Source organism: Streptomyces sp. NPDC005494, from assembly GCF_042872025.1.
Lineage (GTDB): Bacteria > Actinomycetota > Actinomycetes > Streptomycetales > Streptomycetaceae > Streptomyces.
Genome location: NZ_JBIAJR010000001.1, coordinates 837,003 through 853,711, shown reverse-complemented (window position 1 = coordinate 853,711; position 16,709 = coordinate 837,003). Strand labels below are relative to the sequence as shown.

General features: G+C 71.0%; 10 protein-coding genes. All 10 read left to right on the top strand.

Features of this window, described 5'->3' with window-relative positions; genetic code table 11:
* The first annotated feature begins 78 nt into the window (after window positions 1-78).
* The 10 genes from ndk to ACFYQ6_RS03825 all read left to right on the top strand — a co-directional run bounded on the left by ndk (window position 79) and on the right by ACFYQ6_RS03825 (window position 16,464).
* Entirely contained in the window at window positions 79-492 is a 414-nt protein-coding gene (gene ndk, locus ACFYQ6_RS03870) for a nucleoside-diphosphate kinase (RefSeq protein ID WP_014156293.1), read from the top strand.
* Window positions 493-785: 293 nt separating this feature from the next.
* Window positions 786-1,805 (top strand): rod shape-determining protein, encoded by a 1,020-nt coding sequence (locus ACFYQ6_RS03865; RefSeq protein WP_145801547.1) that lies wholly within the window; start codon window positions 786-788, stop codon window positions 1,803-1,805.
* Between the two features lie 97 nt (window positions 1,806-1,902).
* Window positions 1,903-2,961 (top strand): rod shape-determining protein MreC, encoded by a 1,059-nt coding sequence (gene mreC / locus ACFYQ6_RS03860; protein ID WP_361571320.1) that lies wholly within the window; start codon window positions 1,903-1,905, stop codon window positions 2,959-2,961.
* Window positions 2,962-2,972: 11 nt separating this feature from the next.
* Window positions 2,973-3,635 carry a rod shape-determining protein MreD gene (gene mreD / locus ACFYQ6_RS03855; RefSeq protein ID WP_361571318.1) on the top strand — a complete coding sequence of 221 codons (663 nt, stop codon included), beginning with the start codon at window positions 2,973-2,975 and terminating at the stop codon, window positions 3,633-3,635.
* 103 nt (window positions 3,636-3,738) lie between these two features.
* The gene (gene mrdA / locus ACFYQ6_RS03850; protein WP_361571316.1) at window positions 3,739-5,916 is read left to right on the top strand and encodes a penicillin-binding protein 2; all 2,178 of its coding nucleotides are present in this window, start codon (window positions 3,739-3,741) and stop codon (window positions 5,914-5,916) included.
* Window positions 5,916-7,109 carry a rod shape-determining protein RodA gene (gene rodA / locus ACFYQ6_RS03845; RefSeq protein ID WP_388760259.1) on the top strand — a complete coding sequence of 398 codons (1,194 nt, stop codon included), beginning with the start codon at window positions 5,916-5,918 and terminating at the stop codon, window positions 7,107-7,109. Before mrdA ends, rodA begins: the two co-directional genes overlap by 1 nt.
* Before the next feature lie 51 nt (window positions 7,110-7,160).
* Window positions 7,161-8,687 carry a CYTH and CHAD domain-containing protein gene (locus tag ACFYQ6_RS03840; protein WP_361571311.1) on the top strand — a complete coding sequence of 509 codons (1,527 nt, stop codon included), beginning with the start codon at window positions 7,161-7,163 and terminating at the stop codon, window positions 8,685-8,687.
* A gap of 50 nt (window positions 8,688-8,737) precedes the next feature.
* Window positions 8,738-10,663, top strand: a complete 1,926-nt coding sequence (locus tag ACFYQ6_RS03835; protein WP_361571308.1) for a TIGR03960 family B12-binding radical SAM protein — start codon at window positions 8,738-8,740, stop codon at window positions 10,661-10,663.
* Window positions 10,664-11,204: 541 nt separating this feature from the next.
* A complete protein-coding gene (locus ACFYQ6_RS03830) occupies window positions 11,205-11,984 on the top strand; it encodes a TIGR03936 family radical SAM-associated protein (RefSeq protein ID WP_361571306.1) in 780 nt (259 codons plus the stop codon).
* A 229-nt stretch (window positions 11,985-12,213) separates the two neighbouring features.
* Window positions 12,214-16,464 carry an Rne/Rng family ribonuclease gene (locus ACFYQ6_RS03825; protein ID WP_361571303.1) on the top strand — a complete coding sequence of 1,417 codons (4,251 nt, stop codon included), beginning with the start codon at window positions 12,214-12,216 and terminating at the stop codon, window positions 16,462-16,464.
* The last annotated feature ends 245 nt before the right edge of the window (window positions 16,465-16,709 follow it).

Below are 16,709 nucleotides of genomic sequence, written 5' to 3'. Positions count from 1 at the left end.
TGAGCCCGGGCGCAGGCCCGTAGGCGTATCCCTGTAATCTCGCCCCCACCCGCACCGAAAGTCTGCAAGGAGCCGCACATGACTCAGCGCACCCTCGTCCTTCTCAAGCCCGACGCCGTCCGGCGTGGGCTGATCGGCGAGATCGTCGGCCGCATCGAACGCAAGGCCGGCTGGACGATCACCGCGCTGGAGCTGCGCACGCTCGACCAGGAGACCCTGGAGCAGCACTACGGCGAGCACAAGGGCCGTCCCTTCTACGAGCCGCTCGTCGAGTTCATGGCATCCGGTCCCGTCGTCGCCCTGGTGGCCGAAGGCGAGCGGGTGATCGAGGGCGTTCGTGCCCTGGCCGGCCCCACCGATCCGATCGCCGCCGCGCCCGGCTCGATCCGCGGTGACTTCGGCACCATCACCCGGGAGAACCTCATCCACGCCTCGGACTCCGAGGAGTCCGCAGAGCGAGAACTGAAGCTTTTCTTTCCCGGACTTTCCTGACTTCGGCTCGGCCAATCAGCGCTCATGACCTGGGGCGACCGAAGTAATTCGGTCGCCCTTCGGCATAGGGTCTCGTATCGCGGGAACGCATCCTCCCGACGTAACGTCACCATGGGTGGAACGGGCAGCCGTTCCGCCCGTCATGGCGAAGGACCCTCGCGCTGTGTCCGTGCATACGGCACTACGATGGAAGCTTCCACGCCCGCAGCGCCAACCCTCGCCTACTCAAAACAAGCCATTCTTCGCTTCTTGGGAAGGCCCGACGCATCCTCATGGGGAACAAGGGGAACTCAATGTCGTTCATCGGCCGTGACATGGCTATCGACCTCGGGACTGCCAACACGCTGGTGTACGTCAGGGGGCGCGGCATCGTATTGAACGAGCCGTCCGTCGTGGCCATCAACACCAACACCGGCGGAATCCTGGCGGTCGGCTCCGAGGCCAAGAAGATGATCGGCCGCACGCCGGGCAACATCGTTGCCGTGCGGCCCCTGAAGGACGGCGTGATCGCCGACTTCGAGATCACGGAGCGCATGCTCCGCTACTTCATCCTCAAGATCCACAAGCGGCGCTACCTCGCCCGCCCGCGGGTCGTCGTCTGTGTGCCCTCCGGCATCACAGGGGTCGAGCGACGCGCCGTCATCGAGGCGTCGACGCAGGCCGGCGCGCGCCAGGTGCACATCATCGAGGAGCCCATGGCCGCGGCCATCGGCTCGGGCCTGCCGGTCCACGAGGCCACCGGCAACATGGTCGTCGACATCGGTGGCGGCACCACCGAGGTCGCCGTGATCTCGCTCGGCGGAATCGTCACTGCCCAGTCGATCCGGGTCGCCGGTGACGAACTGGACAACGCGATCATCCAGCACATCAAGAAGGAGTACTCCCTCCTCCTCGGTGAGCGCACCGCCGAACAGATCAAGATCACGATCGGCTCGGCGTACGAGATGGAGAAGGACGAGCACACGGAGATCCGCGGACGCGACCTGGTCTCGGGCCTGCCCAAGACCGTCGTCATCTCCGCGACCGAGGTCCGCAAGGCCATCGAGGAACCGGTCAACGCGATCGTCGACGCCGTGAAGACGACGCTCGACAAGTGCCCGCCCGAGCTCTCCGGCGACGTCATGGACCGCGGCATCGTCCTCACCGGCGGCGGCGCTCTCCTGCGCGGCCTCGACGAGCGGCTGCGCCACGAGACGGGCATGCCGATCCACATCGCCGAGGACCCGCTGGACTCGGTCGCGCTCGGATCCGGCAAGTGCGTCGAGGAGTTCGAGGCGCTCCAGCAGGTGCTGGACGCCCAGCCCCGACGTTAGAACACGGCGTTCCGCCGTACGGGCGCTGCCGCCCCGTACGGCGGAACGTTGGTATACAGGCACGAACATTCCGACGAGGAAGGCACGGCCGCCGCACGTGAGGGACACACGAGAGAGCCGGCTGCTCCTGGTGCTGCTGATCGCCATCGCATTCGCCTTGATCACGGTGGATATCCGCGGTGGCGAGGAGTCACCGGTGGACGGGGCCCGGCAGGCCGCCGCCACGGTCTTCGGACCGGTCGAGAACGGCGTCGCGGCCGCGGTGGACCCGGTGGGCAATGCCATCGGCGCCGTACGGGACTCCGGTGACCGGCACGACCGGATCGCGGCCCTGGAGCACGAGAACGCAGAACTGAAGACCAGGCTCGGCAGCGACGACCGCAACGCCAGCAAGGTCCGCCAGCTCGACACCATGCTCAAGAGCGCCGGGGCGGGCCAGTACGGCATCAAGGCCGCGCAGGTCATCGCCATAGGAGCGGCCCAGGGCTTCTCCTGGACCATCACCATCGACGCGGGGGCCGACGACGGCCTCAAGCGCGACATGACCGTACTGAACGGCGAGGGGCTCGTCGGCCGGATCACCACCGTCGGCCCCCACACCGCGACCGTCCTGCTGGCCAACGACCCCGACTTCACCGTCGGCACCCGGCTGGAGAAGACCGACGAACTCGGCTTCGCCACCGGACAGGGGTCCCGGCCGCTCTCGGTCCAGTTCCTCAACGGCAAGGCCGACGTGAAGAAGGGCGACCGGCTGGTCACCTTCGGCTCCAGCAAGGACAAGCCCTTCGTCCCGGGCGTTCCCGTCGGCGAGGTCGTCCGTGTCGACCCGTCGGGCGGCGACCTCACCCGGACGGTCTACGTCAAACCGTTCGTCGGCTTCACCAAGCTCGACATCGTGGGCATCGTCGTCCAGGCACCTCGCGAGAACCCCCGCGACATGGTCCTGCCGGCGCAGCCCAAGAAGCCGGAGAAGCCCAAGCCGACCCCGACCGTCACCGTCACCGTCCAGCCGAACGGCGACCTCGTCGACGGCAGCGGGAAGGTCGTCGGGAACATCAACGAGAAGCCCGGTTCATCCGCCTCCCCGGGCGCTTCCCCGGACGCCGCGGGCAACGCCGACACGGCCGCCGGTGACGCGGCGAACGAGCAGGAATAGAGCTGATCCCCATGCGCTTGAACAGGACTCTGCTCTCCGTCGCCCTGGTCGTGGTCGCCCTCGTCATCCAGGTCTCCGTCCTCGCCCGCCTCCAGCTTCCCGGGGCGACCCCGGACCTGCTGCTCCTCGTCGTCCTCGGACTGGCGTTCGTGTACGGGCCCGTCAGCGGCACCGTCATCGGCTTCGGCGCGGGCCTCCTCGCCGACCTGGCACCGCCCGCCGACCACGCCGCGGGGCGCTACGCCCTGGTCCTCTGCGTCATCGGCTACCTCGCCGGCATGGCGCGCCCCGAGAACGGCCAGCTCAAGTCGGCCTTCACCCCGATGGCCTTCGTCGTCGTCGCCGCGCTCGGATCGACCCTGCTGTACGCCGGTGTCGGCTCCCTGGTCGGCGACACGGCCGCGCGCCATGTGGGCCTGGGCAGCCTGCTGTTCACCGCCGTGGTGTACGACCTGCTCCTGGCGCCGTTCACCGTTCCGCTGATCATGGCGCTCGCCAGACGCACCGAGAACGACCCGGTCGCCGACAGTTCCGCCGGCACGGACGTCGCCGCCGGCTGGCTGGCATCGGGGACCGGGCTGCGCATCGGGAACCAGCGAGGCGGGATGCGCCTGAGGGCGGCCCGCAGCCGCGCCGCACGCGCGGGAAGGATCAAGGGGGTCAAGCGACTGTGAGGCCGTACCGGCGCCGGACGAGCACCGGCCGCCACCCCCGTACCCCCGGCCGACCCACCACCGACGCGGGCAACGGCCGACCCACCACCACCGGGGGCGCCCCGTGAGCAACATTCCGGAGACGGGACGGACCCAGCGGGTCCAGATCCGCCTCGTCGTCATCCAGGTCCTCGTCCTTTCCCTCCTCCTGACGCTCGGCGGCCGGCTCTGGTACCTCCAGATCCGCAACGGCCAGGAGTACACCGACGAGGCGAAGAACAACCACGTCCAGCAGGTCGTGCAGCCCGCCGTCAGGGGGTCCATCCTCGACGCGCGCGGCGTGCCCCTCGCCGACAACGAGACCCGCCTCGTCGTCTCGGCGAGCCGCACCGAGCTGATGAAGATGAAGGACGACGGAGTCGCCGTCCTCACCCGTCTGGCCGACGTCCTGGACATGAAGCCCAAGGACGTCCAGGACAAGGTCCGGCTCTGCGACGCCAAGACCCCGCAGCCCTGCTGGAACGGCTCGCCGTACCAGCCGATCCCAGTCACCGACGAGGCCACCACCCAGCAGGCCCTGACGATCCGCGAGCGCGCCGAGGACTTCCCCGGCATCACCGCCGAACCCACCGCCGTGCGCCGCTACGCCGCACCCGGCAAGGCCAACACCGCGCAGGTCCTCGGCTACCTCTCGCCCGTCACCGACGAAGAGGTCACCAAGGCGCAGGACACCGACTCCCCGTACCTCCGCTCCGACCAGGTCGGCCGCTCCGGCCTGGAGCGCACGTACGACAAGGAGCTGCGCGGCAAGGCGGGCGTCACGCGCTACGAGGTCGACAACCTGGGCCGCGTCATCGGCCAGGCCCAGAACGACGAGGCCGAGCCCGGGGCCAGCGTCGTCACCTCCATCGACGCCAGGGTCCAGGCCGTCGCCGAGTACGAGCTCAACAAGGCGATGGAGACGGCCCGCAAGGAGATGGACCGCAACACCAACGAGCTGTACAAGGCCGACTCCGGTGCGGTCGTCGTCATGGAGGCCAAGACCGGCCGCATCGTGTCGATGGCGTCCCTGCCGACCTACGACCCCAACGCCTGGATCGGCGGCATCTCCGCCAAGGACTACGCGAAGCTCACCGGCAAGAAGTCCAACTTCCCGCTGCTGAACCGCGCGATCCAGGGCACCGCCGCCCCCGGCTCGATCTTCAAGGTGATCTCCTCGACCGCCGCGGTCAACGCCGGATACGACTTCGACGGCAACTACCCGTGCCCGAGCTCGTACTCGATCGGCGGGCAGGTCTTCAAGAACTTCGAGTCCCAGGGCTACGGCAGCATCAACCTCGGCCGCGCCCTCGAGGTCTCCTGCGACACCGTCTACTACGGACTGGCGCACAAGGAGTGGGCGAAGGACGGCGGCAACAAGCCGAAGAAGAACCCGGCGGACTGGTTCTACAAGACCGCTCACCAGTTCGGGCTCGGCAAGGAGACCGGCATCGACCTCCCCAACGAGGTCGCCGGCCGCGTACCCGACCGCAAGTGGAAGCAGGACTTCTACGACGCCAACAAGGCCGCCTGGTGCAAGCAGGGCAAGAAGGACGGAACGTACGTCGAGAAGATCGCGTACGAAGGCTGCCTCGAAGGCAACAAGATGCGCGCCGGTGACTCCGTCAACTACTCCATCGGCCAGGGCGACACGCTCGTCACCCCGATCCAGATGGCGACCATCTACGCCGCGATCTCCAACGGCGGCACCCTGTACGACCCCACCGTCGGCAAGGCGATCGTCAGCGGCGACGGCAAGACCGTCCAGGAGATCGCGCCGCAGGCCCACGGCAAGCTCCCCTTCAAGGGAGACACGCGCGACAAGATAGACGATGCCCTCGCGGGAGTCGCGACCCGAGGCAGCGCCGCCTGGAGGTTCGGCGGCTGGCCCCAGGACAAGATCCCGATGCACGCCAAGACGGGCACGGCCGAGGTCTACGGCAAGCAGACGACCTCCTGGTTCGCCACGTACACCAAGGACTACTCGATCGTCATGACGATCTCCCAGGGTGGTACCGGTTCCGGTGCCTCCGGGCCCGCCGTGCGCAACATCTACAACGCGCTCTACGGGCTGGACGCCGAAGGCAAGCAGGACCTGAAGAAGGCACTGCTGCCCAAGCCGCAGAAGGCCCTGCCCACGATCAAGCCCGACGGCCAGATCGTGTCGCCCAAGATCAAGCCGTACGTCCCCGAGCCGCCCGCCGAGGACGGCACACAGGCACTGGCGGGGGCTCTTCCCGTCACGCTGGGGAGGCGGGACTGATGGCAGGCTTCTCCGTACCGCGCTACGGCCCCGAGCGGCGTTCCCTCTGGGTCAAGCTCACCGCCCGCGACTCCGTCGTGCGGCGGCTCGACTGGCCGCTGCTCGGGTCGGCGCTCGCGCTGTCGTTCGTCGGCTCGCTCCTGGTCTGGTCGGCGACCCGTGGCCGTGAGTCGCTCACCCACGGCGACCCGTACTACTTCCTGTTCCGGCACGCGCTCAACACCGGCATCGGCCTGGCGCTGATGATCGGGACCATCTGGCTCGGGCACCGCACCCTGAGGGGAGCGGTGCCGGTCCTCTACGGTCTGTCGGTCCTGCTCGTCCTGGCAGTCCTCACCCCGCTCGGCGCCACCGTCAACGGCGCGCACGCCTGGATCCTCCTTCCCGGCGGTTTCTCCCTCCAGCCCTCCGAGTTCACGAAGATCACGATCATCCTGGGCATGGCGATGCTGCTCGCCGCCCGCGTCGACGCGGGCGACCAGGTGCACCCCGACCACCGGACCGTGGCCAAGGCGCTCGGCCTGGCGATCATCCCCATGGGTGTCGTCATGCTGATGCCCGACCTCGGCTCCGTCATGGTCATGGCCGTCATCGTCCTCGGCGTGCTCCTCGCCTCCGGGGCGTCCAACCGCTGGATCTTCGGACTCCTCGGGGCGGGCACGGCGGGCGCCCTGGCCGTCTGGCAGCTCGGCGTGCTCGACGACTACCAGATCGCCCGTTTCGCGGCCTTCGCCAACCCGGCGCTCGACCCGGCCGGCGTCGGCTACAACACCAACCAGGCCCGCATCGCGATCGGCTCCGGCGGACTCACCGGCACCGGGCTGTTCAAGGGCTCCCAGACGACAGGCCAGTTCGTCCCCGAGCAGCAGACCGACTTCGTCTTCACCGTGGCGGGGGAGGAGCTCGGATTCCTCGGAGCCGGGCTGATCATCGTCCTGCTCGGCGTCGTCCTCTGGCGCGCCTGCCGGATCGCCCGCGAGACGACCGAGCTGTACGGGACGATCGTGGCCGCCGGCATCATCGCCTGGTTCGCCTTCCAGTCCTTCGAGAACATCGGGATGACCCTCGGGATCATGCCGGTGGCCGGACTCCCGCTGCCGTTCGTGTCGTACGGCGGGTCCTCGATGTTCGCCGTCTGGGTGGCGATCGGTCTGCTCCAGTCGATCAGGGTGCAGCGGCCGATAACTGCCTGAGCACTCCGCTCCGCCCTGCATGTTCGCGCACATCGCGGATAGATTCGTCATATGGCGGACTCGAAGCGTGAGGTCGAGCGGAAATACGAAGCGACTCCCGAAACCCGGCTGCCCGATCTGACCCGCGCGGCCGGGGTCTCGGCGGTCGTCCCCAGAGGAGTGACCGAGCTCGACGCCGTCTACTACGACACCGAGGACTTCCGGCTGGCCGCCGCGTCCCTCACGCTCCGCCGCCGGACGGGAGGGGGCGACGCCGGCTGGCACCTCAAGATCCCCGTCTCCGCCGGCATCCGCGACGAGATCAGGGCTCCCCTCACCGAGGCCCTGCCGCCCGAACTCACCGGCCTGCTCCGCTCCCGCGTACGCGACACCCCCGTGGTCCCCGTCGTGCGCATCCTCTCCGCACGCGACGTCCACCACCTCCTCGACGAGGACGGCGGTCTGCTCGCCGAACTCAGCGTCGACGAGGTGCTCGCCGAGCGGCTCACCGAGGAAGGCCACGGCACCACCTCGGCCTGGACCGAGCTGGAGGTCGAGCTGGCCGACGACGGCGACCCCGCCGTACTGGACGCCGTCGAACGGCGCCTGCGCAAGGCCGGTGTCCTGCCCTCGTCCGCCGCTTCCAAGCTGGCCAGGGCACTGGACGAGACGGCTCCGGGGAAGCGGCCGAAGCCCAGGAGGACCGCTGCCCCCCGCACCGCCGGCGACCATGTGCTCGCCTACGTACGCGCCCAGGCCGAGGCCCTCGTCGAGCTGGACCCCGCCGTCCGCCGCGATCTGCCGGACAGCGTGCACCGCATGCGGGTCGCCACCCGCCGGCTGCGCAGTGCTCTCAGGACGTACCGCACGGTCCTCGACCGGACCGTCACCGATCCGGTCCGCGAGGAGCTGAAGTGGCTCGCCGGGGAGCTCGGGGTCGACCGGGACCAGGAAGTCCTGGACGAGCGGCTCCGCTCCCGTGTCGCCGGGCTGCCCGACACCCTCGTCCTGGGACCCGTGGGCGCCCGGCTGAAGCTCACCTTCGTCGCTCGCCGCACCGGCGCGCGGCGCAGGGTCGCCTCCGTGCTCGACGGCGACCGGTATCTCGCCCTGCTGGACACCCTGGACGCCCTCCTCGCCGAGCCGCCGCTGCTCCGCGCCGCCGGAAAGGCACCGCACGACGTCCTGCCCCGCGCCGTGCTCAAGGACTACGACCGCCTCGCCACCCGTATCGGCCACGCCCTGGAGCAGCCGCCGGGTGTGGAGCGCGACGTGGCGATGCACGAGGCGCGCAAGGCCGCCAAGCGGGTCCGCTACGCGGCCGAGGCCGCGAAACCGGCGCTGGGCAAGCCCGCCAAGAAGTTCGCGAAAAGGATGAAATCCGTCCAGTCGGTCCTCGGAGACCACCAGGACAGCGTCGTGGCCCGGGAAGCCCTGCGCTCCCTGGCGGTACAGGCCCACGCGGCGGGGGAGTCCGCGTTCACCTGGGGACTGCTGTACGGCCGGGAGGAGTCCGCAGCGGCCGAACGCGAACGCGAACTGCCCGAAGCCTGGGCACGGGCTTCGCACCCCCGGTTCCGGGCGGCGCTGAAAGGCTGAGCACCGGGTTACGCTTGATGGTCACCCCTGCCAGCTACGAAGGTCCACAGATGTCTGCCGAGTCGGTCTTCCCGCAGCTCGAAGCTCTGCTCCCGCATGTGCAGAAGCCCATCCAGTACGTCGGCGGTGAGCTGAACTCCACCGTCAAACCGTGGGACGAATGCGACGTCCGCTGGGCACTCATGTACCCCGACGCCTACGAGGTCGGACTGCCCAACCAGGGCGTCATGATCCTCTACGAGGTGCTCAACGAGCGCGAGGGCGTCCTCGCCGAGCGCACCTACAGCGTGTGGCCGGACCTCGAGGAGCTGATGCGCGAGCACAAGGTGCCCCAGTTCACCGTGGACAGCCACCGCCCCGTCGGCGCCTTCGACGTGTTCGGCCTCAGCTTCTCCACCGAGCTCGGCTACACCAACATGCTCACCGCCCTGGACCTCGCGGGCATCCCGCTGGAGTCCAAGGACCGCACCGTCGATCACCCGATCGTGCTGGCGGGCGGACACGCCGCGTTCAACCCGGAGCCGATCGCGGACTTCATCGACTGCGCGGTCATCGGCGACGGCGAGCAGGCCGTCCTGGAGATCACCGAGATCATCCGCGCCTGGAAGGCCGAGGGCAGCCCCGGCGGACGCGAAGAGGTGCTGTTCCGCCTCGCGCGCACCGGTGGGGTCTACGTCCCCGGCTTCTACGACGTCGAGTACCTCCCCGACGGCCGCATCGGCCGTGTGGTGCCGAACAGGTCCGGTGTGCCGTGGCGCGTCTCCAAGCACACCGTCATGGACCTCGACGAGTGGCCCTACCCGAAGCAGCCGCTCGTCCCGCTCGCCGAGACGGTCCACGAGCGGATGTCCGTCGAGATCTTCCGCGGCTGCACCCGCGGCTGCCGTTTCTGCCAGGCCGGCATGATCACGCGCCCCGTGCGGGAGCGAAGCATCACCGGCATCGGCGAGATGGTCGAGAAGGGGCTGAAGGCCACCGGCTTCGAGGAGGTCGGGCTGCTCTCGCTCTCCTCCGCCGACCACACCGAGATCGGTGAGATCGCCAAGGGCCTCGCCGACCGGTACACCGAGGACAAGATCGGCCTCTCGCTGCCGTCCACCCGCGTCGACGCCTTCAACGTCGACCTGGCCAACGAGCTGACCCGCAACGGCCGCAGGTCCGGTCTCACCTTCGCCCCCGAGGGCGGCTCCGAGCGCATGCGCAAGGTCATCAACAAGATGGTCTCGGAGGAGGACCTGATCCGTACGGTCGCCACGGCGTACGGCAACGGCTGGCGTCAGGTGAAGCTGTACTTCATGTGCGGCCTGCCCACCGAGACCGACGAGGACGTCCTCCAGATCGGCGACATGGCGGTCAACGTCATCGCCAAGGGCCGTGAGGTGTCCGGGCAGAACGACATCCGCTGCACCGTCTCCATCGGCGGCTTCGTGCCCAAGCCGCACACCCCCTTCCAGTGGGCCCCGCAGCTCAGCGCCGAGGACACCGACGCGCGGCTGAAGAAACTCCGCGACAAGATCCGCGACGACAAGAAGTACGGCCGCTCGATCGGTTTCCGCTACCACGACGGCAAGCCGGGCATCGTCGAGGGCCTGCTCTCACGCGGCGACCGCCGCGTCGGCTCCGTCATCCGCGCGGTGTACGAGTCGGGTGGCCGCTTTGACGGCTGGCGCGAGCACTTCAGCTACGACCTCTGGATGAGCAGCGCCGAGAAGACGCTGCCCGGCTTCGGGGTCGACGTCGACTGGTACACCACCCGCGAGCGGACGTACGAGGAGGTCCTGCCCTGGGACCACCTGGATTCCGGTCTGGACAAGGACTGGCTCTGGGAGGACTGGCAGGACTCGCTCGACGAGACCGAGGTCGAGGACTGCCGCTGGACGCCGTGCTTCGACTGCGGGGTCTGCCCGCAGATGGACACGAGCATCCAGATCGGCCCCACAGGCAAGAAGCTCCTGCCGCTCACGGTCGTGAAGTAGCCGTCACCGGCGCGGCGGATCCGGGGATCGTCCCGGTCGCCGATGGGCGCGAGGTGGGGAGAGGCGCCCGGACGAACCCGTCCGGGCGCCTCTCGGCGTTCCCGGATCCGGTCCGCGCGCGCCGGTGGCCCGGGTCCACCGCGCGGAGGCCGGACGCGCCGCGCGGTCCGGGTACCGTCCAGGCGGACCGCTCCGGAGGCCGGACGCGCCGCCCGCGGTGTCCTGGCCTCGGCACGGGAGACCCTGTGTGCGGCGCGCCGGGACGCGGGGTGCGCCCTGGTCGGAACACCGCAGGTCACGGATGCGCGGGAACTCGAAGGGTCCGCTGCGCGTACCCTGGGTAGGACAACGACTGTCCCCAGCGCGGCGCCCGCGTCCGAGATCTCCCCGCCTGACGGCAAAACGTCAGGCGGGGGTGAGCCGGAACGGCACCCCGGGGCACCCCGTACTTCGTGGGCGGCACGCCACCGCGACCGCCCCGCACCGAGGAGAAGAACCACTGGGCAAGCGACAGCCCGAAGGCCCGCCGCCCGCACCGGCGGTGCAGCGCATCCGACTGCGCTACACCAAGCGGGGCCGCCTCCGGTTCACCAGTCACCGTGACTTCCAGCGTGCCTTCGAGCGAGCGCTTCGCCGCTCCCAGGTACCCATGGCCTACTCGGCCGGCTTCACCCCGCACCCGAAGGTGTCGTACGCCAACGCCGCCCCCACCGGTACGGGCAGCGAGGCCGAGTTCCTGGAGATCGCCCTCACCGAGGCGCGGGATCCGGATGTCCTGCGCGAACTGCTCGACGCGTCGATGCCCGACGGCCTCGACGTCGTCGACGCCGTGGAGGCCCGCACCTCAGGCCTCGCCGACCGGCTGACCGCCTCCGTCTGGGAGATGCGGCTGGACGGGGTCGCCGTACAGGACGCGCAGAAGGCCGTGGCCGCCTTCCTGGCGGAGGAGACCGTCGAGGTCCAGCGCCGCGCGAAGAACGGCATGCGGAGCTTCGACGCCCGGGCGGCGGTCGCCGATCTGCAGGCCCTTGATCCACAGCCTGATAGGTCCGGGGACAGGCCCTGTGCGATACTGCGCCTGGTAGTGCGGCACGTGACACCTGCCGTGCGACCCGACGACGTCCTGTCCGGTCTCCGAGCTGTGGCCGACCTGGCGCCGCCGGTCCCCGCAGCGGTGACCAGGCTGGCGCAGGGGCTCTTCGACGAGGAGTCCGGCACGGTGACCGACCCGCTCGCGCCCGACCGCGAGGCAGCCCCGGCCGTTTCCACGGCCGATCCGGCCGCCGCCGCGACGGTGCCGGAAGGTGCAGGTTCCGCGTAAGGCGGTCGTTGTAGCGCAGCCCTCGGACTCGGGAGCCACCTGGGTCGGGCCGCGCACCGCCCCATAAGACTTTCGCCAGGCCGTACGCAGCGCGTACGGAACCGGCGAGCCAGACATCAGCTCCCGTGCGGCGCCCGCGCCCCGGACGGCGGTATCGCGCACATCACGCGAATCGCGTCGGACCGGACCCAGGTGTGGCGCCCGGGAGCGCGACGGGAGAACCGCCCGCATGCACGAGCCGAACGAAACCGGTACCACCGGAAACCTCGCGAACACAGAGGACAACAACGCCCCCGGCGACAAGTTGCCGCCGCGCCGCAGGCGCCGCGCGGCCTCCCGCCCCGCAGGACCGCCGTCGGGCGCGCCCGGGGCCGTCACCGAGGACGTCACGCCGGCCGCGACGGCCGCCGCCGAGACGCCCGAGCCCGCCGCCGAGGCCGCGCCCCCGGCGCGTCCCCGCCGCCGCGCGGTCCGCAAGGCGACCGCTCCGGCCGGTGCGCCGCAGGCCGCCGAAGCCGTCGAGCCCGTCGCCGAGACCCCGGCCGCCGAGCCGGTGACCGCGGCCGAGCCCGCTGCCGAGCCCGTCGAGGCCGCGCCTCCGGCGCGTGCCCGTCGCCGCGCGGTCCGCAAGGCCACGGCTCCGGCCGGTGCGCCGCAGGCCGCCGAGGCCGTGGAGCCGGTCGTCGAGACCGCCCCGGAAGAGGAGACGGAAGAGGAGACGGAAGAGACCGCCGAGGCCGCCGTGGCCGAAGCACCGGTCGTCGAGGCACCCGTCGCCGAGGCCCCTCGTGGCCGTCGCCGGGCGACGCGTAAGGCGACCGCCCCCGCGGGCAGCCCGCAGACGGCCGAGGCCGTCGCGCAGGAGACCCCCGTGGCCGAGCCGGCGCAGGCCGCCGAGCCCGCAGCCGAGCCCGCATCCGCGGCGGAGCCCGTCGCCGCCCCGCGCGGCCGCACCAGGCGCCGTGCGTCCGCCCCGGCCGGCGCGCCCGCCACGCAGACCGGCACCGGGACCCCGGCCGCCGTCGCGGCCGAGCCGGCCGCCGAGCCCGTCGCCGAGCCGGTCCGGACCGAGGAGCCCGCCGAGGCCCCCGCTGCCGAGGCCCCGCGCGGCCGCCGCCGTGCCTCGCGCAGGGCAGGTGCCCCCGCAGGCGCCCCGCAGCCCGTCGAGGAGGTCGCCGAGGCCGTCGCCGAGACGGGCGAGAGCCTTCCCGCCGCCGTCGCCGAGGAGCTGGCCACCGAGAGCGAGCAGGTCGAGGAGGCCGCCCCGCGAGGCCGCCAGCGCCGCCGGGCCACCGCCGCCGCCGGCCGCCCGGAGTTCACCGGCAAGGCCGAGGAGCCGGCCCGCAAGGGCCGCCGTGCGACGCGCCCCGCCGTTGCCGTGTTCCAGGCCCCGGTGTTCGCCGAGCCGATGTTCCAGACCCCGGAGACCGCTGCCGCCGCCGCGGCAGCCGCCGGGACCACCTCGCCGTACGACGAGGGCGACGACCACGAGGAGCAGAAGCCCTCGGACCGCGCGTCGCGCAAGGCCGAGGCCAGGCAGGCCGCCGAGGCCGCCGCACCCGAAGCCGCCGAGGCCGCGCCGCAGGGCGGCTCGCGCCGTCGGCGCCGCCGTCGCGGCGAGGCCGTCGAGACCGAGCCGGCCGCGGCCCCGATCACCCTTCCGGCCGAGGAGACCGCACCCGCGGCCCCCGCCGCCGTCGAGGACGAGCACGAGGCCGAGCCGGAGACGGACGCCGAGCACGAGGGCGACGACTCGGACGAGTACGGCGACCGCCCGTCGCGCCGTCGCCGTCGCGGTGGCCGTCGCCGCCGTCGCGGCGAGGCCGGTGACACGGACGACGTCGAGCAGAACGACGACGCCACGGACCGTGCCGACCGTTCCGACGAGGAGCCGCAGCAGGCCCACGACGAGGAGGACGAGGAGGACCACGAGTCCTCCGCCGGCTCCAGCAGCAGCCGTCGCCGTCGCCGTCGCCGCCGCCGCAGCGGGGACGCGTCCGGCGAGGACACGGCCACGGGCACCGACGACCCGGAGCGTACGGTCGTCAAGGTCCGCGAGCCGCGTGAGCGCCGCAAGGACGCCGCCGACCGCGAGCTCGGCACCGGCTTCGACGAGGTCCAGTCCATCAAGGGCTCGACCCGTATGGAGGCCAAGAAGCAGCGCCGCCGCGAGGGGCGTGAGCAGGGCCGCAGGCGCGTCCCGATCATCACCGAGGCCGAGTTCCTGGCCCGTCGCGAGGCCGTCGAGCGCGTCATGGTCGTCCGCCAGAGCGGCGAGCGCACCCAGATCGGCGTCCTCGAGGACAACGTGCTCGTCGAGCACTACGTCAACAAGGAGCAGGCCACCAGCTACGTCGGCAACGTCTACCTGGGCAAGGTGCAGAACGTACTGCCGTCCATGGAGGCCGCCTTCGTCGACATCGGCAAGGGCCGCAACGCCGTCCTGTACGCCGGCGAGGTCAACTTCGAGGCGCTCGGCATGGCGCACGGACCGCGCCGCATCGAGACCGCGCTCAAGTCCGGCCAGTCCGTCCTCGTCCAGGTGACGAAGGACCCGATCGGCCACAAGGGCGCCCGCCTGACCAGCCAGGTCTCGCTGCCCGGCCGTTACCTGGTCTACGTGCCCGAGGGCTCGATGACCGGCATCAGCCGCAAGCTGCCCGACACCGAGCGTGCCCGGCTGAAGACCATCCTCAAGAAGATCGTTCCCGAGGACGCGGGCGTCATCGTGCGCACCGCGGCCGAGGGAGCGAGCGAGGACGAGCTGCGCCGTGACGTCGAGCGTCTCCAGCAGCAGTGGGAAGAGATCCAGAAGAAGTCGAAGAACACCAGCAGCTCCAACGCGCCGACGCTGCTCTACGGCGAGCCGGACATGACCGTCCGGGTGGTCCGGGACATCTTCAACGAGGACTTCTCGAAGGTCATCGTCAGCGGTGACGACGCCTGGGAGACCATCCACGGCTATGTCTCGCACGTGGCGCCCGACCTCACGGACCGGCTGTCGCGCTGGACCTCCGAGGTCGACGTCTTCGCGACGTACCGCATCGACGAGCAGCTCATGAAGGCGCTGGACCGGAAGGTCTACCTGCCCAGCGGCGGTTCGCTGGTGATCGACAAGACCGAGGCGATGGTCGTCGTCGACGTCAACACCGGCAAGTTCACCGGGCAGGGCGGAAACCTCGAGGAGACCGTCACCAAGAACAACCTGGAGGCGGCCGAGGAGATCGTGCGCCAGCTCCGGCTGCGCGACCTCGGTGGCATCGTCGTCGTCGACTTCATCGACATGGTGCTGGAGTCCAACCGCGACCTCGTGCTGCGCCGTCTGCTGGAGTGCCTGGGACGCGACCGTACGAAGCACCAGGTCGCCGAGGTCACGTCGCTCGGCCTGGTCCAGATGACCCGCAAGCGGGTGGGCCAGGGACTCCTGGAGTCCTTCTCCGAGACCTGCGTCCACTGCAACGGGCGCGGCGTCATCGTCCACATGGAGCAGCCGACGTCCGCCGGTGGCGGCGGTGGCAAGCGGTCCAAGAAGCGCCGTGGCGGCGCCGGGCACGACCACGAGCACGAGCACGCCGAGCAGCACGCCGAGCCGGAGACCGAGGCCGAGCTGGCCGCGGAGGTCGCCGCCCCCGTGGCGCTGCCCGAGCCGGAGTTCGTCGCCGACGAGGAGCTGTACAGCAGCCCCGCCGAGGCCGAGGCGGCCGCCTCCCGCGGCCGTGGCCGCCGGCGCGCGACCCGCAAGGTCACGGCTCCGGCCGGTACCCCGGTGGCGGAGCCCGCTCCGGCCCCGGCCGCCGATGAGTCGCAGCCCGAGCCGGTCGCCGAGACCCCGGTGGCGGCTCCGGCCGCGCCCGAGGCCGAGGCCCCCGCGCCCGAGGCCGCACCTCCGGCGCGCACGCGCCGCAGGGCGACCCGGAAGGCGACCGCTCCGGCGGGCTCGCCCAAGTCGGCTGACGTGACGCCCCCGGTCCAGCCGGCCGAGCCCGCGGCGGAGCCCGTCGCGGCCGAGGACCCGGTCGTCGAAGCCGCGTCCGCCCCGGCGCCCGCCGCCTCGGAGGCACCCGCCGCCGAGCCGGTCGCGCCCGAGGCCCCGGCGGCCGCCGAGGAGCCCGCTCCCGCCGCTCCGCCGCGCGCCCGCCGTCGGGTGACTCGCAAGGTCACCGCTCCGGCCGGTTCGCCCGCCGGTGCCGAAGAGGCCGCGGTCGTCGTGGTCACGGGCACCGACTCCGACACGCCCGAGGCCCCGGAGGCCGAAGCGGCGGAGCCGGAGGCGCCGGTCAAGAAGACGGCGGCGCGCAAGACCGCGAAGAAGGCGACGGCGAAGAAGGCGGCCACCAAGAAGACGGCCGCCAAGACGGTCGCGAAGAAGACCGCGGCGAAGAAGACGACCACGAAGAAGGCGGCGGCGAAGAAGACCGTCGCAGCCGAGCAGTCGTCGCCTTCCGTGACGGCTTCGGCCTCCGCCGCCGACTCCGAGTGAACCGCCGGCAGAGCCTTTCGTAACCGGTTGTTCATCGTCTCGTGTCCCGCCCCGAAGACTTCGGGGCGGGACACGTGCTTTGTTTCAGAACTGATGCATGGGCGGGTTAACGGGCCCGAAATCAGCCAAGAAATCCCTGATAATGTGACGGCGGTCGCTGGCTGTGAAGTTCCTGGACGGGAACTACGGTCGGTGACCGGCCCGGTTCAGGACAGACCGGACCCAGTTTCCTCGGTAGGGCGTCG

Bases quoted from the DNA above. Each gene is read 5' to 3' on its own strand.
- ACFYQ6_RS03835 (WP_361571308.1), top strand. From the start codon at position 8,738: ATGTCTGCCGAGTCGGTCTTCCCGCAGCTCGAAGCTCTGCTCCCGCAT.
- rodA (WP_388760259.1), top strand. From the start codon at position 5,916: ATGGCAGGCTTCTCCGTACCGCGCTACGGCCCCGAGCGGCGTTCCCTC.
- ACFYQ6_RS03840 (WP_361571311.1), top strand. From the start codon at position 7,161: ATGGCGGACTCGAAGCGTGAGGTCGAGCGGAAATACGAAGCGACTCCC.
- mreD (WP_361571318.1), top strand. From the start codon at position 2,973: ATGCGCTTGAACAGGACTCTGCTCTCCGTCGCCCTGGTCGTGGTCGCC.
- ACFYQ6_RS03825 (WP_361571303.1), top strand. From the start codon at position 12,214: ATGCACGAGCCGAACGAAACCGGTACCACCGGAAACCTCGCGAACACA.
- ndk (WP_014156293.1), top strand. From the start codon at position 79: ATGACTCAGCGCACCCTCGTCCTTCTCAAGCCCGACGCCGTCCGGCGT.
- ACFYQ6_RS03865 (WP_145801547.1), top strand. From the start codon at position 786: ATGTCGTTCATCGGCCGTGACATGGCTATCGACCTCGGGACTGCCAAC.